The following is a 23693-nucleotide window of genomic DNA, read 5'->3' as shown; positions in this document are numbered from 1 at the left end:
TCAGTGGTCCGATTCTTCGAGGTGCTTGCCGTATGCGGCGGGATCCATCAAATCGCCACCCTCTGCGCTTTCGAGCTGAATCATCCAGCCAGCGCCCCAGCAGTCGTCGTTGATCAGCTCCGGCTTGTCTTCCAAGTCGCCATTGATCGCGACCACTTTGCCACCCACCGGGGCGAACAGGTCGCTCAGCGTCTTCACGCTCTCGATGGTGCCGAAGGCAGCGCCCGGCTTCACTTCGTCGCCGACCTTCACGGTGAGATCGACCAGCGTGATGTCCCCGAGTTGATCCACCGCGAAGGCGGTGATGCCAACCTTGCCGTCGTCCGAAAGCCACTCGTGGTCCTTCGTGTACTTACGATCGTCTTTGACCTCGGTCGCACTCATCGTGGTGAGTCTCCTTCTGCTGCTGCACTGTGCTGCTGCTGCGCTCTACGCGCGGGGTCCAGGGTTGATGGCCAGTGAGGGGCGCTCAAGGCCTGAGCGCGTGTTAGCTCGCCGGCGGGCGCTTGTAAAAGGGAGTCTTGACGACAACAGCGGAGATCTGGCGGCCGCGGCTGTCGACGACGAACTCGCTGCCGACTTCGCTCAGCGCGGCGGGGACGTAGCCCATGCCGATGTTCTTGCCGAGGGTGGGGGAGGGCGCGCCGCTCGTCACTTCGCCGATGCGCTCGCCGTCTTTCGAGAGGATGGGATAGCCGTGGCGCGCGATCCCGCGGCCAGTGCACTCGAAGCCAACCATCTTGCGCGTCAGCCCAGCGGCCTTGATGGCTTCTAGTGCGGCCTTGCCAACGAACTCGGCCTTGTCGAACTTCACCGTCCAGGCGAGACCGGCTTCGAGAGGGTTCGTCGTCTCGTCGATGTCGTTGCCGTAGAGCGAGAGGCGCGCCTCGAGGCGCAGCGTGTCGCGGGCGCCGAGGCCACAGGGCAAGACCTCGAACGGCTTGCCTGCCTCGAGCAGCGCGTCCCAGATCGCGACTGCATTTGCGACGTTGCAGAAGATCTCGACGCCATCCTCGCCGGTGTAGCCGGTGCGCGCCACGGTGCATGCCTTGCCCGCCAGCGTGCCCGCTTGAAAGCGGAAGCTCTTGAGGCTTGAAGCATCGAAGGAGAGCTCTGCAGCGCCGAGGACTTGCAGCGCCTTGGGACCTTGCAGTGCGATGAGGGCAGTCTCATCCGACTGATCTTCGAACCTCACCCCCGTGATCGAAGACGAGAAATGACCCACGATCTTGTCGCGGTTCGATGCGTTGCAAACCACGAGGATACGCTCTGGCGCGTGGCGATACAGGATCAGATCGTCGAGGATGGTGCCCTGCTCGTTGCAGCAGCAGGTGTACATCGCTTGGCCATCGGCGATGCGCGCGAGGTCGTTCGTGACGAGACGATTCGCCTGCTCGAGGGCGCCTTCGCCCGTTAGCAACAGCTCGCCCATATGGGACACGTCGAACAACCCGGCGCGTTCACGCACCGCTTGGTGCTCAGCCACGATGCCGCTGTACTGCACGGGCATCTCGTAGCCGGCGAAGGGCACCAGGCGTCCGCCTAGAGCACGATGTCGATCGAGGAGAGGTGTCGCTTTGAGTGAGTCCGCCACGGCGCGGACCTTACTTCATCACCTTGCTCCGATGGAGGCCTTCCGCGGCGCGATCAGCGGGTTTGGGGGAGAGGTGCACTATAGCGCGCCGGAGCCCGACCGTGGCCGCGGCCGGTCACTCGAGCTTCTTCGGATCGATGGGCGTGCCGTCCGGGTTACGCCCGGCTCGGCGCCACCGCTCCGCATCGCTCAAGCCTGACGGAATGGGCGCAGGGGTGATGTCCCGCACTTCGAGTTCTGAGCCACCACCGCTGCGCGGGCTGACTTCGATACGGTAGATCTTCTTCGGATCCCCGCCGTGGATCAGCACCCGAGGAAAGACGGTGCGCGCCGCGCCAATCTCCACCTGGGCGACGGAGACGCGCTGGCGTACGTAGTTCGACAGATCCTCCGGTGTCACCGGCCCCGCGGCGTGCGCGGCGTCGAGGAACCGCCGCTCGACGCGCATCTTCTGGGGGATGGGTAAGCCGAAGAGCTTCTCTTCGCCTTGAGCGAGCTCGCCCTTCGCGAGGTGATCCACCGGATGCGCCGACGGGGCGGCGCTCGCAGCGGCAGGCGCGACTTCTTCCGGGGTGCCGTTGCACGCGGCGCACACGAGAGCCAGCAGCCAGTAGCTGCGTGAAACGTCACGCCTCATCACAAGCAGTGTCCCACGAGGTTCCGCGTTGCGGCAAACCGGGAGCTAGAGGCCTTCGACCAGGGCTGCCCACGAGTCGATGGTTGCGATCGCCGGAGGTGCCGGGAGATCGAAGCTCAGCGTGTTGGTCTTGCCGCCGCCCACGCTGGTGCCTCCGCTGCCGGTGTGCATCACCAGCTGGAACTTACCCGGGTTCACGCGATTGATGGAGCGGTGCGCACCGCTGCCGAGGTAGGGATCGCTGAAGCCGGTGTCCACCGCGTTGCAGGTCGGAAGCTGCGCGACACCGACGCCGAAGATCGTGGAGCCGTTGTCGATCAGCGTGCTGGTCGAGGCGCTGATGAACTGTACGAACGTCGGCACCGTGGCGTTGGGATCTTCAGGCAGACGCTCACGTCCACCGTCGCCGAGGTTCGTCGAGGTCTTGGGGATCAGGTAGTCGACACCCCACACACGGCTATCGCCCGCGTTGCAGACCTGGGCAGCGTTGGTCTCTGGCTTGAACGTCGAGTAGAAGAGCGCGCCGTTGAACAGCGAGAGGGGGCCCGCGACGCGCTCACCACCGGTGAGGCGCGTGTACCAGTTGGCCTTCGAGCCGAGGGTGAGTCCGTTGGAGGCAACCGTTTCCGTGAGGGACCAGACGAAGTTGTCCTGGCTCGCGGCGGTGAAGGTCTCCTGATCTCCGGTGGAGAAGGCGATGGTCAGCTGACCCAGGCCATCAACGCTGAGTACCGGCGGGGTGACGATCGGTTGAGCCGAGGTGGCGCCAAAGCCGAGGTTGGTCGGGTAGGCGTCCCAGAAGAGATCCATCGTCCAGTCCGCGGGGTTGGTGGACGAGGTGTTCACGCGCCACAGCGAACCGTCGCGGTCACCGACGAAGATGCGGTCGGCGACGGTGCCGGTGTCGCCAGGGTAGGCGACGGGTTGCCCCGTGATCGGCGACTCGATGTCCACCTCGGTGGTGCGCGCCGAGAGGTTGCCCGGGATCAAGCCGGCGGGGCGGAAGGTGCGGATCACCTCTCCGGTGTCCAGGCGCACGATGGTGAGGGAGCGCGCCGCGTCCGCGCCGCTGTCGTAGCAGCGAACCGCGCCACGAGGGGGGTAGCTCGAGTTGGGGTTCGTGATGGTGCGTGTGCAGTTGCTGCCCGTGCGCTGACCGCCATCTCCGCCCGGAAGCACCGCCACCGCGACTTCCTTCGCCGGATCACCGAAGAACAGCGTGGTGATGAGGGGCGTCGGAGTGGAGGGCCCGAACAGATCCGCGCCCGTCGTGGTCTTGGTGAGCTGCCAGAGGAACTTTGGTCCCTTGCTGCCCGATGAGTCAGGCTTCGGGTCCGTGACGTCGATCGCAAAGTAGCCGCCGGTGGTGCTCGCCGAGCCAAAGCTCTGGATCAGCACCGTGCGCCAGCGACCGCCGCCGTCTTGAGCGTCGGCAGCGGTGCGCTCGAGCTTGAAGCTAGAGCCGTTGACGGTGGCCACGACGTCCTTGATGACGGGAATGCCGTCGAGCAGCTGCTTGTGCAGCCCGGGGTACTGCGTCTTCATGCCGGTCAGCACCGCCGGCGGGACGAAGGCCCAGAGCTCGTTGTTGCCAACCGGGTTCGACGAGTCAGCGCCGACGTTCATGTTGAAGGCGTGCAGGAAGCCATCATTCGTCGAGGTGTAGAGCACCAGCGGGCGGTCGATCTGCTCGATGGCGAAGGCGTCGTAGGACTCATCGCGCACGATGTCCGAGGGGCTGCCCACCACGCGAGGTGTCGAGTGGTAGATGTCACCGATCAGGTTGCAGCTCGTGCCACCGCAACGGTCGTAGATGGTTCCGTTCGGCAACCCGACGGTCCACTTGAAGACGCGGTCCCGGCACTGGGCAGCGGTGCTCGTGCCGACGCAGTCGCTCGCCGTGATCGCCGCGGCGCCGGGGGGCGTGGAGCTCACGAAGCTCGCGGCGTCACCCGTGTATTGTGTGCCTTGGTAGACGCCGATCCCGTCGTCGATGGTTAGCGGGCGAATCGAGCGATCCGAGAGGATGCCGCTGCCGCCGTTCGTGCCGAGCACGGAGTAGAACTTGCGACCCGTGGGGTTGTCGTTGACGTTCTTGACGAAGTCGTCGCCCTTGACCGGATCGATGGGTTCCAGCGCCGGCTCGATGGGATCCGCCGGGTTCGACGGGGTCTTGCAGACGATGCGCTGGCGCTCGAGTACTGCAGACCAGGTGTCGAACTGCTTCGGGGTGAAGGACGTCAACACGCGGTACGAACCGGCGAAGTTGTTCCGCACGTCGCCCGTACCGGCGAACACCGGCAGGGTGCGGCTCGTCGTTGGAACCAGCTGCGACAGGATGTTGGACAGCGCCTGGCGTAGCTCGTCGCGGTTGGTTGGGAAGTAGGCGCGCTCCGTACCTCCGTTGTACGCGATGCGGCTCAGCGTACAGCACGCCTGGAGCTCGCGATTCGTGGCGTTGGCTGGGTTCGCGCACATCGCGGAGTCTGCGGGCTTTGCCAGATCGAGATCGCCGCAGTCGAGGGCGGTTCCGCCGACGTTCACCGAGTTGACCGCAAAGCCAACCACGAACACCGGGGTACCATCCGTGTCGAACTGCTTGGCGATGTCTTCTGCCCGCTCGTAGGGGCACTTGCCGCCGCTCTCGCAGAAGGGACGCAGGTCGAGGTTCGGCTCACCGTCGGTGAGCAGCACGATGACGTTCTTGCGGCAGCCCTGGGTGATGTACGGATCGTCCTTGGGACCGAACTTCTGCGTGTTGTCGAGAGGATCCGTGCTGTTGTCCAAGTTGAAGAACGCATAGGCGTCGCTCAACATGCCAGCGATGGGCGTCGCGCCGTAAGGACGCGTGGCGAGCAATACGTCTTGAATTCTGTCCGCACGCGTTAGCATGTCGGTCTGTGGAGCGGTGGGTGAGCCGAAGGCCACCATGCGGCCCTCCCAAGGCGGTGCGCCGGCGTTCCGTGCACCGACCTCTTGGGCGTAGTCACCCGTCGTGCAGCCAGCCGGATGGCCTGCCTTGGCGCCGCCGACGTAGTAGCTCCAAGTGCCGTCGACACCGGTTCCAAAGTTCGCGTTGCTACCCGAGACGCCAGTACCCGCGTCGGTGTGGGTGTCGAACGTCATCAACCCGAAGCGCACTCGACCGCGGAAGGTGTCGAGCAAGCCGTCGTTCGCCTGCTGGAAGGTCGAACAACTCGTGGTGCTGTTGTAGGTGTGAAACTTCAGCCAGTCCGTGGGGTACGAGTATGGAGAGGTCTGCAGCGAGGGGAGCACCGCTGAGTTCGGACCCGGCGTGCACGTGCCGCTCAGGATGCGGTTGTACGGGTTCGTGTACTGGTAGTCGTAGATCTGGGGCTTACCGGGCAGGCGGAACTCGTCAGCAAACTGAGAGGAGCTGCGGCTCTGGGAGTAGCAGCGGTAGTTCTGCACGGAACCAGTCATGACCTCGACCAGATCCGTCCAGCGGCTCTTCTGACTGCCCGAACCGGTCGGGTTACAGGTGGGGAAGGTGGTGGACGATGCGAGGTACTCCATGGAGCCCGACGTATCCACGAGGAACATGACGTTGGGCAGCGGCGGGTTGACGTCGACCTGTGCCGCAGCGGGCGAGGCGACGCTGATGGCTCCGGCGCCGCTCAGCAGGGCGCTGAGCCAGACAAGTCCACGCTGCAGCGTGCGCACGGATCTCGAGGGTGCTGGCTGCTTGGGAGGTGGTGAGTCGATCATGGCTGCCTCTGCCTTACTTGCTGATCAAGGTGACTACGTGGGAGCGGACATATGCGGAACCCGCGGAGCGAGAGCTCGACGCGTCGCAGGCGGTGCCTGCGGTGAAGGGCCGCACGGCGCCCTGAGAAGTGAGAGTGATGCGCACCATCTGAAAGGACTGGTTCTGTCCGTCGACCTGGAACCCCGGCACGGCGCCGCCGTTGGCCTCGTCCGTCAACTCGACGACGAAGTTGCCGAGCATCGCCGTGTCGGTCGCGCCGGGCGGCCCCAAGGAGCCCGCTTCCGTCGCGGTCGGCGTGTCCAGCAGGGTCGCGCCGCCGAGCGCAGCGCCGACCTCCGGCATGAACCACTTGTAGCAGCTCGGGCGCTGACCCGAGGGCAGCATGAGATCCTTGGTCGCCTGACAGGTATCGATGCCTTGGCGCATCTCGTTGAGCGCCGCGCTGCCTTCACCGTTCGCGAGGCGGGTTGTTGCCCCGCGGATCCCGTACTCGGCGATGTACTCGGTTTGGATGGCCTGGCGGTCGTAGCCGCTCGCCATATCCACCAGGCTCGCGGAGCGCGCGGCGAAGATCCCGATTGCGGTTAGCAACGTGATGACGAGCACCACGATGAAGAGGGCGGCGCCGCGCTCCTCTACGCGGGCCCGGCGCGCACCCACGACGGGAGAACGGCGCAAATGGCGGGAAAAGTGGGCGGGCGTCATGCGTTGTTTCACCACGTCGTCCCCATCAGGTTGGGCAGCGAAATATCCGCCTGGATGGTGCGAACCCGCGCCCAGCGCTGGTTCGCTGCGGTGGCGCTGGGGTTTAGCGCGATACGGTACAGCTCGTTGGGCACGCCGTTCGGTGGCGTGGCCTGACCCGCGCGATCTGCTTCTCGAGAGCGCACGCTGAGTCGGGTGCGCACGACCCGGATCCGTTCGGGCCTGCCGCCAGCGCTAGGTGCAGCCGCGGTGCCGATGGGGCTGAGCGCGTTGGCGTAGCTTTGGTTCAGATCCGTGTCGACGTCGACCGCTCGGATCGAGAACGCGAGATCCACCGCCAGCTCTGCGACGATCTCCTGGGTGCCCTGGATTTGGTTCCCTGCGGTATTGATTTCGTAGCGCACCAGCTCGACGCGCGAGGAGTCGCCCAGCACCGCCGCGTTCGTGTCGGCGAAGAGCGCCGCGTGGGCGGCGTCGCCGGTCATGTTGCGCAGTTCGTAGCGGATGAAGTTGACGACGTTCGCCCGCGCGCCGGTCTCCAGCCCCTTGAAGCCACACTGCTGGCTGCCGCCTTGCCGCAAGATCAGCTGCGGTGACTGGCTCAGGGACACCACCGGCTGACCCGCGTTGAACGACGTCCCCGTGATGGTTCCGTACTGTTGTTTCCCTGATTCGTCGATGATGCGCAGCGCGCGTCCCGGTTGGAAGACGCTGTTCAGGTTGGCGGTGCCGAGGCGGGCCATGGGCCCGGTGAGCACTTGCAGGGTGACGTCGTAGCCCGAGCCCGTCTGCTGAATCAGTCGGATCGGGAACTCATCTCCGGTCACGTAGGAGCCGGCGAGGGTGATTTGATCCGGCTGAATATTGCCGTTCGCCGCGGTGTCCAGCACGGCGTTGCCCGTGAGGAAGTTCGGGGTGATCTGGATCGCCGCGAGGTCTCTGAGCTGCACGGGCCAGCTCGCATCGGTTGCCGGCTGCCCGCACACGTTTGGGTCGCGTTGCACGTTGGGCGACGCCAAGAAGCCAGCCCGGGTGATGTCCGCCTTGAGGCGCTCGAAGCCCACCACGCTGCTCATGGTGGCGTTCGCCACGCGAGACTCTTGCTGGTAGAAGCGCGAGCCAAAGCGGGCCATGGAAAACACCGCGATGGAGATGAAGAGCCCACCGGTGATGGCGACCATCAGCTCCGCGAGGGTGAACCCACGTTGCCCGGTCCGCGAGGCAGGCCGCACCGCCGTAAGCATTACCCTGGGGATACGCCGCGTGCTCATCGTCCTGCGGGCTCCTGGCGGATCGCCGATGCTTGGTAGACGAAGTGGTAGAGTTCGGGGTGCTTGCCAACCTCGACCGCGTCCGTAGCCGGATTGCAGAAACCGGCGTTTTCGAGCCCGCCGCCATTGCCTTCGCGCAGCCAGAAGACGCGCACCTGGGCGCGGATCAACCCGTTCCCGACGGCGCCTTGATTGTCGCGATTCAGCCACGTCAGGCGAATGTGCGTGCAGTAGGCGGCCACGGTGTTCGGGTTGGTGACGTTGTCGAACGGCGCGCCGAGAGCCGTGAACGCCGGGCCGAAGTCTTCCGCGCCGATATAGTCCGGCTGAAACCAGTCCGCTTCGTTGTCGACTTCCTTGAGCCACTGGGTTTGGGTGCCCAGGTCGCTCGCGGCGCTGGGATTGCGCGGCCCCGGATAGTTCCAGTGCACCGCGTCCGCGGACAGGCGCTCCATCCAGGCTTGCGCGATGTGGTTTGCGACGGCGAGGTTCTTCGCGTGGCGGTTCGAAGCCAGCGTCACCTTCTGCATCGCGATCACGCCGGAGACACCGATCGCGAACACAGCGATCGCCATCATCAGCTCGACGATGGTGTAGCCGCGTCGGTTTGCGTCGAGTCGCTGCTTCACAGACCGAGCCTCGAGGTGCCGTTCGGGAGGATCACGACGTTGCGCGCGAGCCCAACTGGGGTGCTGCCGTCGTAACGGGAGACGTTGGCGAAGGGGACACCCGTCAACGGCACGAAGGCGCTGCCAGCCGCGTAGCGCACGAAGGTGCGACCGAGGGGCGTGTAGCAGATGTCCATCGTGGAGACGCCGCTCGCAGCGGGGTCCGTCATCGTCACCTTCATGTTCTGGTACTCACCCGAACTGTCGACGGAGAGCGTGTTCATTACGCGACTGTCCGCCACGGCCCAGTTGCGATTGCAGCCGTTCGACGGCAGCTCCGCACAGGTCCCGCTCGTCCCGACGACCCCTTCACGGACCGTGAACTGACCCGCGCCGGCGCCCGTGGTGTAGCTGACCATCACCGCGCCACCGCGACCCATCGCTCGCATGCGTGCGTCGCGGTAGATGTGGCTCACCCGCTGAGCGAGCTCACTGGTGCGCCGATCTTTCATGCGCTTGCTGATCGCTGGGATGGCGATCACCGCGAGGATCGCGATGATGATCACGACGACGACCAGCTCGATCAGTGAGAAGCCGCGCTGGGCGCGTTGCTTCCGGAGTCGATGAAGGTGAGTGTGGGTGTTTCCCATGGTCCGCAAATCGTAGTTCAGCCCGTGGGCTACTGAGCAAATGACGTGCCGTCTTCCAGACTCGCTTTGCGACGCAAGAATCCAGCAAATTCCGGTGATTTATGCAGGTTTGCACCGCGTTCGCTGGCTAAGGTTTGCGTCCCTCTGAAAACATTGCGGAGCTGCCGAGCAGGGGAAGGTTGGGGGAGAGGCGATACGGTCTCCAAACACAGCCGGCCAACCGACCTTGGTTTGGCTCGGTCAGAGTTGGGGCGTCCCAGCGGACGATGCTATTGGGCGCCTAATGAAGTTCGAGACCACGTGGACCGCCCTGAGCCTGGCTCTGTTGCTGGCGGTTGGGTGCAACGACAAATCCAACGCTGAGGGTGCGGCGCCGCCGCCCATTCAGAGCTCGAAGCCCGGCGCCTGCGCCGATGGTGGGGGCAAGGTCAGCGACTCGAAGACCGCTGCGTTCTTCCCTCGAGTGTCCGGGGAGTACTGCATCGACCCGAACAATGCCGCCCGGAGCTACGGAGAGTCCGCTCAGGTGAGCCTGGACAAGGCGTGCACCGAGCTGCTCGACGGCGAATGCGAGAACTACAAGCAGCACGGGCTGAAGCGGGTCGTTACGGTGCGCTACATCGACGGCCAAGGGTCACCGGGTGCCGTAAACATCAACCTCTCAGAGTTCGCCACCCCGGAAGGCGCCTACGCGTTCTTCACCAAGCGTGTGGTCGGGGATGAAGACCCAGCCAAGGACGCGCCGAAGCCCCTAACCGCAGGCGGCGCAGGGGCGCTGGGCAGCGGCATTGCCTACGTGTGGCGCGGCAACTACCTCGCGGAACTGAGCTACACGAACGAGCTCGATTCGCCTGACAAGCTGCGGGAAAACTCCGCGAAGATCCTGCCTGGGCTGGCCACGGTGATTGGTGAGCAAATCCAAGGCAAGAAGGAGCCCCCGGCCGCGGTGGCGCTGCTGCCGAAGCTGCAGCAGGTCGCCCTCGGAACCCGCTACCTGATGAGCGACGTCTTCGGTGTCACGGGGACGGGCGCCGGCGCCGTGGGCTACTACACCCGCGGGGACAAGCGTTTTCGCATGGTAACCGCGGAGGTCGAGGACGACGCCGCCGCGAAGGATGTGCTGACGCTGCTGCGCAAAGAGGGCAAGGCGAAGAAGCTCGATGGCGCCGGCGTGGAAGCCGTGGTGATGGAGCGCCGTTCTGCCGACGACCAACCCGTGCTCGAGTGGATGGTGGGCATCAAAGGCAAGCAGGTCATCGGCGTAGTCGATGAAGAGCTGGTGCTGAGCTCGGATCAAACCAGCGACGAAGCCGCCAAGCTGAAGCTCAGCCACGACGAAAAGCTCGAGCAACTCAAGCGCTCGTTCTCGGAGTAGCGCTCGAAGATCTGCAACGAACTGCAGTGCCGCTGGTTACGGGTACGCGCCAGTGGTGCGATCGGCGGTCGCTCGCCCCCTCCGGTTGAGGGCGCTCGACCGCCTGCGTTTCGCACCGGTTTGCGCGTCCACCTCTGCTTTCTCGAGGGGGCTTTTCCGAAGCCCCCTCCCCGCGACGCGGGGCCCCTCCCCAATCGGCGCCCATCCGGAGCGAGGGCGAGGAGCTGCAACGAACTGCAGCTGCGCTGGTTGAACCAGCTGTTTCTCTCTGGTTTCTGCCCGCCAGCCCGGCTCGATATGCTACCTCGCCGGGTCAGACTTTCACCCCGGGCTGCAGCGCGCTGCGGCTACCAATCAGCGAGGTCGAGCGTGGATTTCGAGCTACCCGAGCAACACCGCATCCTGAGGCAGACGGTTCGAGACTTCTGTGAGCGCGAGGTGCGCCCGAAGGCTCGGGAGTGGGACCGTGAGGAGCGTTTCCCCCACGAGATCGTGCCGAAGCTCGCGGAGCTCGGGCTGCTTGGCATTCGCATCCCCGAGGCCTACGGCGGCTCCGAAATGGACATGCTCGCCTACGCCATCGTGGTCGAGGAATGCGCGCGCGTGGACGGCTCCCTGGCGCTCACCGTCGCTAGCCACAACGGGTTGGGGACCGGGCACGTGCTGTCCTTCGGCAACGAGGAGCAGAAACAAAAGTACCTCGGCAAGGCCACCACTGGCGAGTGGCTCGGCGCCTGGGCGCTCACCGAGCCAGGCTCCGGGTCTGATTCCGCGGGGATGCAGACGACGGCGGTGCGCGACGGTGACGACTGGGTGCTCAACGGCACCAAGATGTTCATCACGCAGGGTTCGGTGGGCGGCTTCACCGTGGTGCTCGCGCGCACCAACAAGGAAGTGAAGGCCCAGCGCGGGATCACGGCCTTCATCGTCGAGCAGTCGACGCCGGGCTACTCCGCGAGCAAGAAGCTCGAGAAGTACGGCTGCCGCTCAAGCGACACCGTGGAGCTGACGCTGGAGAACGTGCGTGTCTCGGACGCCCAGCGCCTCGGTGACGTGGACCACGGCTTCTACGACACCATGAGCATCCTCGACTGCGGGCGTATCTCGATCGCGGCGATGGCCCTCGGGCTCGGGCGCGGCGCTCTGGACATGGCCGTGCGCTACGCGAAGGAGCGCAGCCAGTTCGGCCGCCCCATCGCCGACTTCCAAGCCATCCAGTGGATGCTGGCGGACGCTCGCACCAAGCTCGACGCAGCGGAGCTCTTGATTCATCGCGCGGCAGATCTGGCGGACAAGGGTGAGCCCTTCAGTCAGCAAGCCTCGATGGCGAAGCTCTTCGCGAGTGAAGTCGCGACGCAGGTCTGCAACGACTCGCTGCAGATCCACGGTGGCTACGGCTACACGCGGGAGTTCGACATCGAGCGGCACCTGCGAGACGCGAAGATCTGCGAGATTGGCGAAGGCACGAGCCAGGTGCAGCGCATCGTGATCGCCAAGCACCTGCTGGCTTGAGCGGTTCCGTGGGGATGTAAAAAGGCGCGGAGCAACGCGCCTCCCCCCCCCAAAAAAAAAGAAGCCACAAAAAAGCGACGAGCCGGTGACCCTCAGAGGACCACCGGCTCGCGTGCTTTCATGAGTGCGCGTTACTTCGTGCGCTTGATGATGTGGTAGCCGAAGGGAGTCTCTACCGGCTCCGACACATCGCCGGGCTTGAGCGCGAACGCTGCGTCAGAGAAGGGCTTGACCATGCGGCCGCGGGTGAAGGGACCGAGATCGCCGCCCTTCGGACCGCTCGGGCCTTCGGAGTACTTCTTCGCTAGAGCACCGAAGTCAGCACCCTTGGCCTTGGCTTCCTTGGCGATCTTGTCCGCGAGCTTCTTGGCCTCGTCCTTGGAGCGCTCCGACTTCGCGCGCTGAGCGCCCTTGTAGCCGATGAGGATATGCGATGCCGTCACGGTCTCCGTGCCTTGGCCTTCGAGCTGCGCCTTGCGCCGAGCCTCGATGCGCTGACGGATGTCCGCCATCTGCTTCGGGTCGAGTTGCTTCATGGCGGATGCGGCGGGCGAGGGATCCTCGTGGGCGATGGCCGCGGTCTCCTCGTGTTCCGCTTCCGCGTGAGCCACGGGCCAGAACACGCCCATGAAGCCGAGCAAGCCAACCACGATGAGGCCCAGCATCACGGCCCAGGGAGCCCACCACGTGGGATCCTTGTCGGGGTCGTAGACCTTGGGCGGTGGCGGAGCGGCGGGGCGCTTGGCGGCACCACGAGCGTCGCGTGCCGGAGCGGCTTTGCGCTTCTTGGCGGGGGCGACTTCCTCTTCCTCGTCGTCCTCCTCCTCGTCTTCGTACTCGTCGTCTTCGTCTTCGTACTCGTCGTCGTCTTCGTCTTCGTACTCGTCGTCCGAGCCCTCCTCGTCGTCGACGTACTCTTCGTCGTCGTCGAGTTCTTCTTCGGGTTCGTGTTGCTTGGATTGCTTCTTCGCCATGCTGGGGGCTTCCGTAACAGAATGCGGGGCAGCCAACCACCAGGCGCCAGCGGATGTTGCCGCTGGGCTCGAGTGGACTGCTCCCGCACTCAATCTAACGTTAAGATTTGATTAGTGTTTTTGCTGCTTACGCGGCCGAGCTGGACAGCTGGACAGGGCCGCGATCAAGCGCTCGCTTCGATCCACGCGCGGGCGATCACCGGGTCTGGGCGATCCGCTGCATAGGCCTTCACCGCCGTGACTCCGTTGCCGAGGTCGTAGCCCTCGGTGCGGATTGTCTCGCCGGGCCACACGGGCTTACGGAACTGCGCGGAGTAGAACTTCACGCGATCGCCGTCGCCGTCCAGTGCCTTGAGGATCACCGCACGCGCGACGAAGCCGTAGCTGCACAAGCCGTGGAGGATCGGCGCCGGGAAGCCCACCATCTTCGCGAAGTCCGGATCCGCGTGCAGCGGGTTTTGGTCGCCGGAGATGCGGTAGAGCAGCGCTTGCTCTGGGCTGGTTGTTTCCTCATGGATCCAGCTTGGCTTCATCCCATCAGGGATGTCCGGGATTTCTTGTTTGGGGGGAGGAGCACCACCCCAGCCGCCTTCCCCGCGGAAAATGATCGAGGACTCGGTCTCGAAGATCAGCTCGCCGTTGATCTCCGTCTGAGTCTTCACGATGGCCTGAGCCATCTTCTTCATGTCGTAGATGCCGTCGAGGGTGGCGGTCGTCTTGGCGACGCCCTCGGACGGGATCTTCTTGTGAATGCGCACGGACTGGCCGCCGTGGAGAATGCTCGCGAGGCTGCCTTGAGTCTTGCCAACCATCTCACCCATGGGCCCGAACGAAGGCACCACCGCGAACGTCGGGTAGACCTTCGGCCCCTTGGCTTCGTACACGTACGCAAGCTCGTCCTTCTTGGCGCCGATGCCGAGGGCGTAGGTTGCGAGGATCTTCCAGTCGTAGGGGTAGTCGTAGACGGCGGTCTTGGCGCCGACGGCGGATAGATCGAGAGCCATGTGGCTGTTCCTCCTGAGCTGACAGCGGGCTGCGCGCACGAGCCGCAAAACCGCGATTGGTTTTGCGGTCTAGCGACCTAGCGGAGGCGCGTCAATCTCCCGCCGGCGCCCGAAACCCAGGCGATCCGCGCGGGACTGGTACGGCGTTCCGCAGCCGAGATCTCAGCGAAGCTGCTTCATTGCCCGAGCGTACCGAGAACGGCTCTGAAGCTGGCTCGCTTCTCACGTATCATCCCGCCGTGTCTGCTCCTGGGCTGGTCGAGTCGTGGCTCGAGGTGTTCAACCTCACAGCTCAAGATTTGCGCGCCTGGGGCCTCGCCTGGGCGCGGGTGGCGCCCTCAGTCACGCTGGTGCCTGCGTTCGGCTTGCGGGCGCTGCCAGGCCCCGCGCGGGCGGCGCTCGGGCTGTCAATCGCTGCTTGTGTGGCTCCCGCGCTGACGCCCATCGCGAGCTCGTCGAAGCTCGCGTGGCCTGTGCTGCTGCTGCAACAGATGGCGCTCGGGTTGCCTGTGGCGTTGGTTGCTGCCGTGGGGATCTGGACGCTGGTGATGGTGGGCGGCGTCGTGGACGACCTGCGGGGTGCAAAGGCGGAGGCGAACATCGCCGTGCTGGATCGGCCGATTGGACCGACGGGCGCGCTCATGGGGTTGCTCGGGTGCTGGCTCTTCCTCCAGAGCGGGGGCCCCGCGCGCATCGCCGAGGCGCTGATTCGACCCAACTTGGAGTTCAGGCAGCCGCTGCTCGGCGCGGCGCTGCACCTGACTCAGGGGATCCAGATCGCTCTGGCGGTGGCTGCGCCGCTGATCGCCGCGTCCCTCGTGCTGCAGCTGGCCTCTGCGCTCGTGACCCGCGCTGCGAACCCGGCGCACCTGCAGCCGGTGCTGGAGCCGTTGAAGAGCCTGGCGCTCTTGGGGATCCTCGCGTTGCTCTTGGATCGCTTGCTGGAGGCTTCCGCGGGGCTCTTGCTGCGTCTGCCTTGAGCTGCGGAGTTGCCCTCGAGCGTGCCTCTCGACGAAGCAAGAGCGCGTTAGAGATTCAGACGGTAGGCGATGTTTACCCCGATGTCGAACATCGTGATGCGACCGGCGAGAGAGGCTTCGTCGCCAAGAGGGCTCTTCTCCGGTGTTTCCGGGAGGAACCAAGTGCCGACGCGCAAGCTGGTGCCGAGGCTCCAGTTGGGCGCCAAGGCGAACGCCGCGCCCCCGCCGAGGGCAAGGCTGTAGCCCTCGGTGCGGATGGTGACGCCAGGCGGGCCAACCAAGGCCTTGTCGCTCTCGGGGTCCTGGGGTGTGAAGCGGTCGCTGATGACCACGAGACCAGTCATGATGCCGATCCACGACTCGACCGAGCGGCTCACCACGGCGTAGTAGCGGGCGGTCGCTTCCACGAGGAAGTAACGTCGGGCGTGGTCGCGGGGCACTCCTGGAGGGTCCTCTCGGGGCGCGTCCGTGGAGGGGGTGAGCGCAAGCGTCAGGCCTGCGCCAAAGGCGAGATCGACGTTGGCCCGGTACAGCTGCCAGGCGTGGAGCTCGAGGCTCGTGTCCCCGGTCTCGCAGCCCTGGGTTACGTCGACGCAGACTTCGGCGCCGGGCAGCGTGAGCAGGCCAACGCCGGCCTCTGCAGCGCCATGAGGCCGCACCAACGTGCGGGGGTTGAGGCCGAGGCTGCCTTCCTCGTCTTCATGCGTCTGGGCAGATGAGGCAGGGCTCCAGCTGAAGAGCACGCTGCTGCTGAGCAGCGCAGCGACCAGCAGTGACCCGCGTGTCATAGCCAACGCCCTCCGGAGCCCGTGGGCGTTGGCGCGGGGGGAGCTACCGAAGGCGCGCTGCTAGGCGTGGTGCTCGCGGAGCTAGAGGCTTTCGGTGCTGGTGGTTTGTTACCGTGGGGAACCCGAATGGCTGCGCCGGTCGCGCTAGGCGCGGCGTCGCTCGCCCCTGCGTCTAGCTCGGGGGGCTTCGAGAGTTCGCGTAACAGTTGCTTGGCCCGCGTGTTGTCCCCGTCGAGGTCTGTCGCCAGGTTCAGGAGCCGCGTGGCTTCCACCGGCGCCGCGCGTTGAGCCTCCGCCTGATCCACTAGACGGCTCGCCGCGTCTTTGCGCACTTCGAGCAGCCCGGGATGCTTCGGCCACTGTTGCAGCGCCGCGTCGGTGATGTCCCTTACGTTGTTTCCAGGAGGATCCACCAGGTGACCTGCCGCCAGGGCCTTCTGGGCCTGCTCGGTGTAGCCCTCCGCAGAGAGCGTCTTGTTCTGGAAGACACCAAGCTTGTAGGCGATGAGCACGCTGAGCCCGGCCCCGAGCACGAAACACAGCACCAAAACCAGCGCCTTGAGCGACCTGGGCTGTTCCTCGGGCATCTCGTAGGGCTCTACACTGGGGAGCGAACCGCGGCCCGAGTAAGGCGACGAGTAGGGGCCGCTCTGGGGACCAGCGCTCGAGTGCGGTCCGCTCAGCGGGGCGTCGTCAGGCAGGCTGAGAGCCCCTGGTGAGCTGGGACGCGCCAGGCTCCCTTCCGGAGAGCTGGGTCGTGTCAATCCCGGAGAACTCGCGCCCGGAGCTGGCGTGGCGAGGCCTGTGTCCGGCGAGCTGGGGGTTCCGGAAGTCCGCTCGGGCTTCACGGGCGTCGCTTGCGGCGCTCCTTCATCGTTCTGGGTTAGGGCAGGTGAGACGCGGGTGTCATGGGCGTTGCCGGGAGGATCTGGCTCCACCAAGCGCGTCACCGGCTTGTGCGCGGCTTCTTCGGGTTCGAGGATCTTGGTGCCGCTCGGTGCGCTTTGGCCACCTGGGCTGCGATCAGCGGAAGCGTCCTCGGGCGCGGGCGTTTCTCCACGCATGCGAGCAGCCAAATCTGGGCTCAAGTCCAGGCTCTTGGTGCGCTGAAGGCTAGACAGGCTGAGAGCGGTGCCGCCTCCGAGGAGTGTCGAACGCAACGCCAAGTCTTCTGGAGCGAGCCCGCTTTGCCGCGCGGCTTCAACCAGGGCACGACCGAAGACCCTCGCATCCGCTGCGCGGGCGGAAGCCTGCTTGGCGAGGTTTTGCAAGATGACGCGAGCGATGGGCTCCGGCACGTAGCTCGAGCGCGGCACGCTGCGCACATCCGGTGGCTCGGCGTTTGCGTGCTTTACTAGGATGGCTACCGGGTTGTCTCCATCGAAAGGCGTTGTGCCGCTCAACGTCTGGAACAGCATCGTGGCCAGGGCGTACACGTCGCCTGGCGGACCAACCTTGTCGCCGCGTGCGCCTTCTGGGGACACATAGCGAGCCGTACCGAACACGGCGCCGGCTTGGGTCGCGACGGATTCGTCTCCGAGGTCGATTTTGGCGACGCCGAAATCGAGCACCTTTGCAAAGTCGTGATCGTCGCCTCGTCGCACCAGCATCACGTTCTCGGGCTTGAGGTCGCGGTGCACGATGTTCTGCGCGTGGGCTTCACCCACTGCGTCGCAGACCTGGAGCACGATGTGCAGCGCGCGCGGCAGTGGCAACGCACCTCCCGCCGCACCCAGGCAGGAGCGCAGCGAGATGCCGTCTAGGTGCTCCATCACCAAGTACGACTCGCCGCCGATCAACGAGTCCGGCATGCGTGGAAGCTGCCCTGTCATCAGCACCTGCACCACGTTCGGGTGTAGGAGCCGACTCGCGACCTTTGCTTCCTGGTGGAAACGCCGGATCAACGTGTCGTTCGTGAGCAGCTCCCGGTGCAGGATCTTAACGGCGACGTCGCGTCCAATGCCCGACTGATGTGCGCGGTACACGCGCCCCATGGCGCCAATCCCGATCAGTTGGTCCAGTCGGAACTGACCGGCGAGCTCGAGGCCAAGGTAGGCGTCGTCCTGCAGCTCGGTCTTGCGGCCGCCGAGAGGTGCGCCGTCACGCGGACAGAAGATGACGTCCGGGGCGTAGTTTTCCCCACAAGTCGGGCACGTCCGCCGCTCTCCCATCACACCCCTTGGCTACGTCGAGCCGCCGCACTCACAGAGTGGAGTAGTAGTACCTTCCCGAGCAGTCGGGTACCGCTAGAGTCGCTGGGAGACTCAGGTTTTCGTGCTCGCGAGGGGCGTGAGGCGCGTCTTGCCGCAATTTTTCTCGTTGGATCTCCTATCCACAGCCCTTTCGGGACAGCCTGTGGATTTCTTGGGGGAAGAGCGCCGCGAGGCTTGAATTCCGGGGAGTGCGGGGCGGCCGCCGCCGCGAAGTTACGCACAGGCGGTTAGGCATTGGAGTTCGCCGCGGTGTGGCGTGTTGCCAGCGTCAGATCGGCGTTGCGTTGCCGGGGCAGATTGAGCAGGAAGCTATCCCCGCGCGGTCGACCTACCGCAGCTCGGTTGGAGGGGCGCAACTCGGCAAACCCCAACTGTTTGGATTCGTTCTAGGCTCCGTCCTCCGTGTTCTCGCCCGATACCATTCGCAACTTGGTGCTCACCCTGGTGGTGATGCTGCTGTCGCTCAGCGTGCACGAGTTCGCGCACGCGCTGGCGGCAGACCGGTTGGGAGACGACACGCCCCGGCGCCAAGGCAGGCTCACCCTCTCCCCCCTCGAGCACTACGACATTTTCGGGACATTCCTGATCCCAATCGCTGCAGCGTTCTTTGGTTCGGTTCCGATGATCGGCTGGGCTCGCCCCGTGCAATTCAATCCCACGCGCCTGACCCGAAAGCTCACGATGCGCACGGGCTCGATGGTCGTCGCCGCCGCAGGGCCGCTCTCGAATCTCGTGCTGGCGTGCTTGAGCTACGTCGCCCTCGTGGTGTGCGATCGCAGCGGGTTACTGATGAAAGGCGGCGTTCCCCTGCTGGCTTTCCTGAGCGCCATGGTGCTCACGAACCTCGGGCTGTTCGTGTTCAACCTGCTGCCTATTCCTCCCCTCGATGGGTCGAGGTTGCTGCCCCGGCGTTTCGATAGCGTGCTCGAGAAGGTCGCGCCGTTTTCGTTTCTGCTGTTGCTCGTGGTGGTTAGTCGCTTTGGCAGTGTGATTCGCCAGCCAGTCAACTGGCTGTTGGTCGGCTTCGAGCGCGTCGCGCACGCCCCGATAGGAGGCTTCTGATGAGCGACGAAGACGTCGCGGAAGTCTCTGAGGAACTGGCTTCGGAGGATACCCGTGCGGAAACGCTTGAGGCGAAGTCAGAGTCGCCGGCGGAGTCGCCCGAGAGCGCTGAGGCTGACCCTGCGGAAACGCCCGAGGAGTCCGGCACGCCCCCTGAAGCCAGCGAGCCTGCTGCGGACGTCGTTGCAGAACCCGAACAGGCCGCAGGGCCCGAACAGGCCGCAGAACCGGAGCCTGCCGCGCCCGCTGAAGCTGCGGTGGACTCGCCGACGGAAAGCGCAGCAGAGCCCGCGCAAGCCGCTCTTGAGCAAGCTGCTCTCGAGCAAGCTCCAACTGCGGAGCTGACCGAGGCTGAGCGGCGCGCGGCAGAACTCCGGGAGGCGGTCGAGGCCACCGTCGATCCCAACGCCTACCGCGTTCAACTACCGAGTTTCGAAGGGCCACTCGACCTCCTGCTGCACCTCATTCAGCAGCATGAACTCGACATCCTCGACATCCCCATCGCGTTCATCGCTCAGAAGTACAACGAGTACCTGAAGCTGATGACGGATCTGAACATCGACGTCGCGGCTGAGTACCTCGTGATGGCGGCTACGCTGACGCACATCAAGTCGCGCATGCTGCTCCCCCCGGATCCAAGTCAAGCGGACGAGGATGCCGAGGAGGTGGAAGAGGAAGATCCGCGAGCCGAGCTGATTCGACGCCTGCTCGAGTACCAGAAGTACAAGCAAGCGGCGGAGGACCTCGGTAACCGCGACTTGTTCGGGCGAGACATTTTCGGTCGCGGCATCGAGGCTCCAACCGTCGATGGGCCGGCACCGCTTGCGCCCGTCGGCGTCTTCAAGCTGCTCGATGCGTTCCAATCGGTGCTCGACCGCGCGAAGAAGACGATGGACCACACCATCGACTTCGAGCGCTTCTCGATCACCGACAAGATCAACGAGCTCAGCGGTGTGCTGACGCGGCTCCCGCACTGCCGCTTCGAGGAACTGTTTGGCGAGGACGCCACCAAAGCGGAGGTCGTCGTCACCTTCCTGGCGTTGCTCGAAATGACCCGGCTGCGCATGATCCGCATCGAGCAGGAGGGACCATTCGAGACGATTTTCGTCAGCCTGGCGGTGTCCCCCGACGAGGAGTCCAGCGACTCACTCGTGTTGCCCGACGGAATCGTGCACCCCCAGGCCATCAAGGCTCAGGCGGAGAGCGACTCCCCGGAGCCTACGGAGGCGTTGGACGGCGACGAATCGGACGACGACGACGAATCGGACGACGACGACGAATCGGACGACGACGACGAATCGGACGACGACGACGAATCGGACGACGACGACGAATCGGACGACGACGACGAATCGGATGACGACGACGAATCGGATGACGACGACGAATCGGATGACGACGACGAATCGGACGACGACGACGAATCGGACGACGACGACGAAGGCGATTCAGACGACGACGCGGACAACGAAGGCGACGCGAATGATTCCGCAAAGGACGCCGACGAAGAGCCCGACGCCGACGCCCCGCAAGATTTGGCGAACGTCGAGGAGCCGGGCGCCGGTCCAGACGCCGAAGCAACCGCCGCTCCGCTTGAGGCGCCCAAGGATGCTGTAGAGCCAGAGCCAGAGCCAGAGCCAGAGCCAGAGCCAGAGCCAGAGCCAGAGCCAGAGCCAGAGCCAGAGCCAGAGCCAGAGCCAGAGCCAGAGCCAGAGCCAGAGCCAGAGCCAGAGCCAGAGCCAGAGCCAGAGCCAGAGCCAGAGCCAGAGCCAGAGCCAGAGCCACATGCTGCAGTCGGTTTCCGGGAGGAACTGAGCTTGGCGGACGCTGCTGAGTCAAGAGAAGGGGGCTCTTCCGCCGAAGGAGTGACGCTCGATTTTACGCCCGTCGAGCCGGACGCATCCACGGGTGGCGAACCCGCGGTCGACCCGGAGCCTGGCTTCAATTTCCGGGAGGATTATTGGGGGGGAGAGGACACCCCGGCGGCAGAGGAAAGCACCGTCGGCGAACCCGAAACCGCTCCCGTACTCGAGCCGGAGTCCTCACTGGTGGAGGAAGCGAGTGAAGAGCCACCGAGCGCCGCCGAACCGCTGGAGTCTCCGACGGTGGAAGACGAAAACAGGCCCCTGGATGCACCGGGGAGCGATGAGCAAGACTGATGGCCCAAGCTAAACGCGCCAAGCAACCTGAGAAGAAGCAGTCGGACGCCTCGTCCGAGGTCGAGTCGCCCGCTGCCAAGAAGCCACGTGGCAAAGGCGCCGGCGACGCGCCCGCTGTGGAGGATGCGACGTCCGCCCTCGAAGTCGCGACCAAGCGGGGGAAGAAGGCCGGTGGAAAGCCAGGCGACGCTCCACCCAACGCGAAGTCCACGAAGCCGTCCAGGAGCAGCAAGGCGTCGGAGAAGGCGAACAAGCCAGCTGCGGCAAAGGCTAAGGAGGCTGCACCCAGCGACTCCTCAGAGACCACTCCTGCGGACGACTCACGCGAGGCCGCGTCAGAGAACGCAGCGCCGAGCAAGTCGAAGCCGACCAAGGCGTCGAAGCCTTCCAAGAAGGCTGCCAAGTCAGCCAAGAAGAAGACCTCCAAGACGCCGAAGGCGCAAGACACCGATCTGGCCGAGAAGGCACCGAAGAAGGCCTCTAAGCGTTCCAAGCGAGAAGCGGAAGCTTCCGATGGCACTGAGTCAGAGCCGTTGGCGGGCGCTGAGCTAGCAGACGCTGAGGCAGCAGAGCCCGGCGCGGGCGAACTTCAAGACGCTGACGCGAAACCGGCGAAGAGAGTCTCAAAGAAGCCGGCGTCAAATAAGGCCGACAAGACCGCGAAGAACGCCTCAAAGAAGCCAGCGTCAAACAAGGCCGATAAGGCCGCGAAGCAGGCGACCAAGACGAAATCCGCGAAGGCGTCCAAGAAGACAGTTGCCGCGAGGAAAGAGAAGTCGGCGGCGTCGGAACGTGAGACGGACAACAGCGAGACGCCGGACGCGCCCCTGAACGACGACGCGGCGGAGGTGGGCGCGCCCGAGGTGGACAGCTCACCGGAGGAAACGCCGGAAGCTGGGGAGACCTCGAAGAAAGCCGCCAAGAAGACCTCGAAGAAGACCGCCAAGAAGACCTCGAAGAAGACCGCCAAGCAGGCGGACAAGAAGGCCTCGAAGACGGCCTCAAAACAGGTGGACGAGGCGTCTGACGGGGATGCCGCGGAAGAAGAGACAGCGCCCGTCCCGCAAGCCTCTGATGCGACCGAGGCTGGCGACGGAGCCGCAGAAGGAGAACTTCATGCGGAGGAAGCCGCCGATGCCGGGCCTCAGCTAACCCTGATCGACGGCGATGAGCAGAGCGCCTCTGGTTCGCTCCTCGGAGAAGGTGAGGCGGCGGTCGAGGAAGACATCGAAGACACTGAAGGCTTCTTGCGTGGGCTGATCGAAGCCATCCTGTTCGTCTCCGACAAGCCGCTGTCCGTGAAAGAAGTGGCCCGCGCTGCCAAGCTCGACAAGAAGCGAACACAGGAGATCATCGACGAGCTCCGCGCGGAATACCGCGACCGCGGGATGGTGCTCCACGAGGCTGTTGGAGGCATCAGCTTCCGTTCGAACCCTCGCTACGGCGAGTACGTTCGGACCCATCTCTCCCAGCGGCCAGTGCGCCTAAGCCGCGCGCAGCTCGAGACTCTCGCCATCATCGCGTATCGGCAGCCGATCACGCGCCCCGAGATAGACGACATCCGTGGGGTGGACTGTGGGCCTGTGCTCAAGGGCCTACTCGAGCGCGATTTGGTGCGCATCCTCGGCAAGAAGGACGAACCAGGCCGTCCGATGCTCTACGGTACCAGCGACGCCTTCTTGGAGCTGTTCAGTCTCGATTCGCTGAAGGATCTCCCGACGCTGCGTGAGTTCACGGAACTCAGCGAGGAGTCGAAAGACAAGTTCACGAGCCAGCTCGGAGAGGAAGCACCTGCCGGGCCCATCGAATTCAACGACGAAGCGCCAGCAGCGTTCGATGGCGGCGATCCGATCCCCGTCGACGCCGAGGGCGAACCGACTCAGGAGTTTCGCGATCGCAGCGATGGCGACACGTTCGGGGATGACGACGAACTCGACGAGGGACTCATGGGGGCGGAGCTCGAGGAGCTCGAGCGTCGCGAAGCGGAGCGCATGCAACGGCGCGCTGAGTCTGCTGAGAGTGACGAAGAGGACACGCGCGCCACGGCCCATGGCGGCGACGATGATGACGATGATGACGATGATGACGATGATGACGATGATGACGACGATGACGACGATGACGGCGATGCCGATGACGGTGATGCCGATCAACGCGATGACGACGGAGAAGGTCTAAGCGAGGACTCCGTTGACGCCTGGGACGAGCAGCCGCCACGCGCCCAGCTGTCCATCGAGGACGACACCGACGACGAGGACATCGGAGAGGCTCGGGGGAGCGTCTCCATCAGTGCCCCCGATACCGAGGCAGACGAGACGGACCGTGGCTGGGACCATGACGACGAATCGGACGACGACGACGATGACGTCGACGACGATGACGACGACGACGACGATGACGACGACGACGACGACGACGACGACTGAGCGCT

General features: G+C 65.0%; 17 protein-coding genes and 1 pseudogene. 6 read left to right on the top strand and 12 right to left on the bottom strand.

Going from position 1 to position 23693, the window contains the following annotated elements; genetic code table 11:
- The 8 genes from gcvH to H6718_24935 form a co-directional block, all read right to left on the bottom strand.
- Positions 1 to 384 carry a glycine cleavage system protein GcvH gene (gene gcvH, locus H6718_24970; protein ID MCB9588686.1) on the bottom strand — a complete coding sequence of 128 codons (384 nt, stop codon included), beginning with the start codon at positions 382 to 384 and terminating at the stop codon, positions 1 to 3.
- 103 nt (positions 385 to 487) lie between these two features.
- A complete protein-coding gene (gene gcvT / locus H6718_24965) occupies positions 488 to 1594 on the bottom strand; it encodes a glycine cleavage system aminomethyltransferase GcvT (protein MCB9588685.1) in 1107 nt (368 codons plus the stop codon).
- A gap of 115 nt (positions 1595 to 1709) precedes the next feature.
- A complete protein-coding gene (locus tag H6718_24960) occupies positions 1710 to 2231 on the bottom strand; it encodes a hypothetical protein (protein ID MCB9588684.1) in 522 nt (173 codons plus the stop codon).
- Between the two features lie 45 nt (positions 2232 to 2276).
- Complete coding sequence (locus H6718_24955; GenBank protein MCB9588683.1) at positions 2277 to 5960, bottom strand: hypothetical protein; 3684 nt, start codon at positions 5958 to 5960, stop codon at positions 2277 to 2279.
- A gap of 13 nt (positions 5961 to 5973) precedes the next feature.
- Positions 5974 to 6678 carry a pilus assembly PilX N-terminal domain-containing protein gene (locus H6718_24950; GenBank protein ID MCB9588682.1) on the bottom strand — a complete coding sequence of 235 codons (705 nt, stop codon included), beginning with the start codon at positions 6676 to 6678 and terminating at the stop codon, positions 5974 to 5976.
- Positions 6675 to 7937: a prepilin-type N-terminal cleavage/methylation domain-containing protein gene (locus H6718_24945; protein MCB9588681.1), complete on the bottom strand. Its 1263-nt coding sequence runs from the start codon at positions 7935 to 7937 to the stop codon at positions 6675 to 6677. Before H6718_24945 ends, H6718_24950 begins: the two co-directional genes overlap by 4 nt.
- Positions 7934 to 8566 carry a prepilin-type N-terminal cleavage/methylation domain-containing protein gene (locus H6718_24940; GenBank protein ID MCB9588680.1) on the bottom strand — a complete coding sequence of 211 codons (633 nt, stop codon included), beginning with the start codon at positions 8564 to 8566 and terminating at the stop codon, positions 7934 to 7936. Before H6718_24940 ends, H6718_24945 begins: the two co-directional genes overlap by 4 nt.
- Complete coding sequence (locus H6718_24935) at positions 8563 to 9195, bottom strand: prepilin-type N-terminal cleavage/methylation domain-containing protein (GenBank protein MCB9588679.1); 633 nt, start codon at positions 9193 to 9195, stop codon at positions 8563 to 8565. Before H6718_24935 ends, H6718_24940 begins: the two co-directional genes overlap by 4 nt.
- 283 nt (positions 9196 to 9478) lie before the next feature.
- Between H6718_24935 and H6718_24930 the strand changes: the two genes are divergently transcribed.
- Positions 9479 to 10570, top strand: a complete 1092-nt coding sequence (locus H6718_24930; GenBank protein MCB9588678.1) for a hypothetical protein — start codon at positions 9479 to 9481, stop codon at positions 10568 to 10570.
- A 369-nt stretch (positions 10571 to 10939) separates the two neighbouring features.
- Positions 10940 to 12082 (top strand): acyl-CoA dehydrogenase family protein, encoded by a 1143-nt coding sequence (locus H6718_24925; protein ID MCB9588677.1) that lies wholly within the window; start codon positions 10940 to 10942, stop codon positions 12080 to 12082.
- A 131-nt stretch (positions 12083 to 12213) separates the two neighbouring features.
- On the opposite strand, the gene H6718_24920 is transcribed toward H6718_24925, so the two are convergent.
- Both H6718_24920 and H6718_24915 read right to left on the bottom strand, forming a co-directional pair.
- Complete coding sequence (locus tag H6718_24920) at positions 12214 to 13056, bottom strand: peptidyl-prolyl cis-trans isomerase (GenBank protein ID MCB9588676.1); 843 nt, start codon at positions 13054 to 13056, stop codon at positions 12214 to 12216.
- Positions 13057 to 13220: 164 nt separating this feature from the next.
- Positions 13221 to 14060, bottom strand: a complete 840-nt coding sequence (locus H6718_24915; protein ID MCB9588675.1) for a MaoC family dehydratase N-terminal domain-containing protein — start codon at positions 14058 to 14060, stop codon at positions 13221 to 13223.
- Positions 14061 to 14299: 239 nt separating this feature from the next.
- Here H6718_24915 and H6718_24910 point away from each other — a divergent pair, with 239 nt between their 5' ends.
- Positions 14300 to 15040: a flagellar biosynthetic protein FliR gene (locus H6718_24910; protein MCB9588674.1), complete on the top strand. Its 741-nt coding sequence runs from the start codon at positions 14300 to 14302 to the stop codon at positions 15038 to 15040.
- 47 nt (positions 15041 to 15087) lie between these two features.
- Here the strand turns inward: H6718_24910 and H6718_24905 are convergent, their stop codons facing one another.
- Complete coding sequence (locus H6718_24905) at positions 15088 to 15828, bottom strand: hypothetical protein (GenBank protein MCB9588673.1); 741 nt, start codon at positions 15826 to 15828, stop codon at positions 15088 to 15090.
- Positions 15825 to 17999, bottom strand: coding sequence for a protein kinase (locus tag H6718_24900; protein ID MCB9588672.1), 2175 nt, complete (start codon positions 17997 to 17999; stop codon positions 15825 to 15827). Before H6718_24900 ends, H6718_24905 begins: the two co-directional genes overlap by 4 nt.
- Positions 18000 to 18443: 444 nt before the next feature.
- Between H6718_24900 and H6718_24895 the strand changes: the two genes are divergently transcribed.
- From H6718_24895 to scpB, 3 genes and pseudogenes are all read left to right on the top strand, one after another.
- On the top strand, positions 18444 to 19103 hold the full coding sequence (locus H6718_24895) for a site-2 protease family protein (GenBank protein ID MCB9588671.1): 660 nt from the start codon (positions 18444 to 18446) through the stop codon (positions 19101 to 19103).
- Positions 19103 to 20236 (top strand): annotated as a pseudogene (locus H6718_24890) (segregation/condensation protein A). The gene H6718_24895 and the pseudogene H6718_24890 overlap by 1 nt, the downstream one beginning before the upstream one ends.
- 1025 nt (positions 20237 to 21261) lie before the next feature.
- Entirely contained in the window at positions 21262 to 23688 is a 2427-nt protein-coding gene (gene scpB, locus H6718_24885; protein ID MCB9588670.1) for an SMC-Scp complex subunit ScpB, read from the top strand.
- Positions 23689 to 23693: the final 5 nt, after the last annotated feature.

The organism is Polyangiaceae bacterium (assembly GCA_020633205.1).
Taxonomy (GTDB): domain Bacteria; phylum Myxococcota_A; class Polyangia; order Polyangiales; family Polyangiaceae; genus JAHBVY01.
The sequence above is the reverse complement of the archived record's forward strand: the minus strand, read 5'-3'. Positions and strand labels throughout refer to the sequence as shown.

Coding starts and splice junctions, on each gene's coding strand:
- H6718_24935 (MCB9588679.1), bottom strand. CDS start 9,195: ATGGGAAACACCCACACTCACCTTCATCGACTCCGGAAGCAACGCGCC.
- H6718_24930 (MCB9588678.1), top strand. CDS start 9,479: ATGAAGTTCGAGACCACGTGGACCGCCCTGAGCCTGGCTCTGTTGCTG.
- H6718_24920 (MCB9588676.1), bottom strand. CDS start 13,056: ATGGCGAAGAAGCAATCCAAGCAACACGAACCCGAAGAAGAACTCGAC.
- gcvH (MCB9588686.1), bottom strand. CDS start 384: ATGAGTGCGACCGAGGTCAAAGACGATCGTAAGTACACGAAGGACCAC.
- H6718_24945 (MCB9588681.1), bottom strand. CDS start 7,937: ATGAGCACGCGGCGTATCCCCAGGGTAATGCTTACGGCGGTGCGGCCT.
- scpB (MCB9588670.1), top strand. CDS start 21,262: ATGGCCCAAGCTAAACGCGCCAAGCAACCTGAGAAGAAGCAGTCGGAC.
- H6718_24900 (MCB9588672.1), bottom strand. CDS start 17,999: ATGGGAGAGCGGCGGACGTGCCCGACTTGTGGGGAAAACTACGCCCCG.
- H6718_24905 (MCB9588673.1), bottom strand. CDS start 15,828: ATGACACGCGGGTCACTGCTGGTCGCTGCGCTGCTCAGCAGCAGCGTG.
- H6718_24915 (MCB9588675.1), bottom strand. CDS start 14,060: ATGGCTCTCGATCTATCCGCCGTCGGCGCCAAGACCGCCGTCTACGAC.
- H6718_24955 (MCB9588683.1), bottom strand. CDS start 5,960: ATGATCGACTCACCACCTCCCAAGCAGCCAGCACCCTCGAGATCCGTG.
- H6718_24960 (MCB9588684.1), bottom strand. CDS start 2,231: ATGAGGCGTGACGTTTCACGCAGCTACTGGCTGCTGGCTCTCGTGTGC.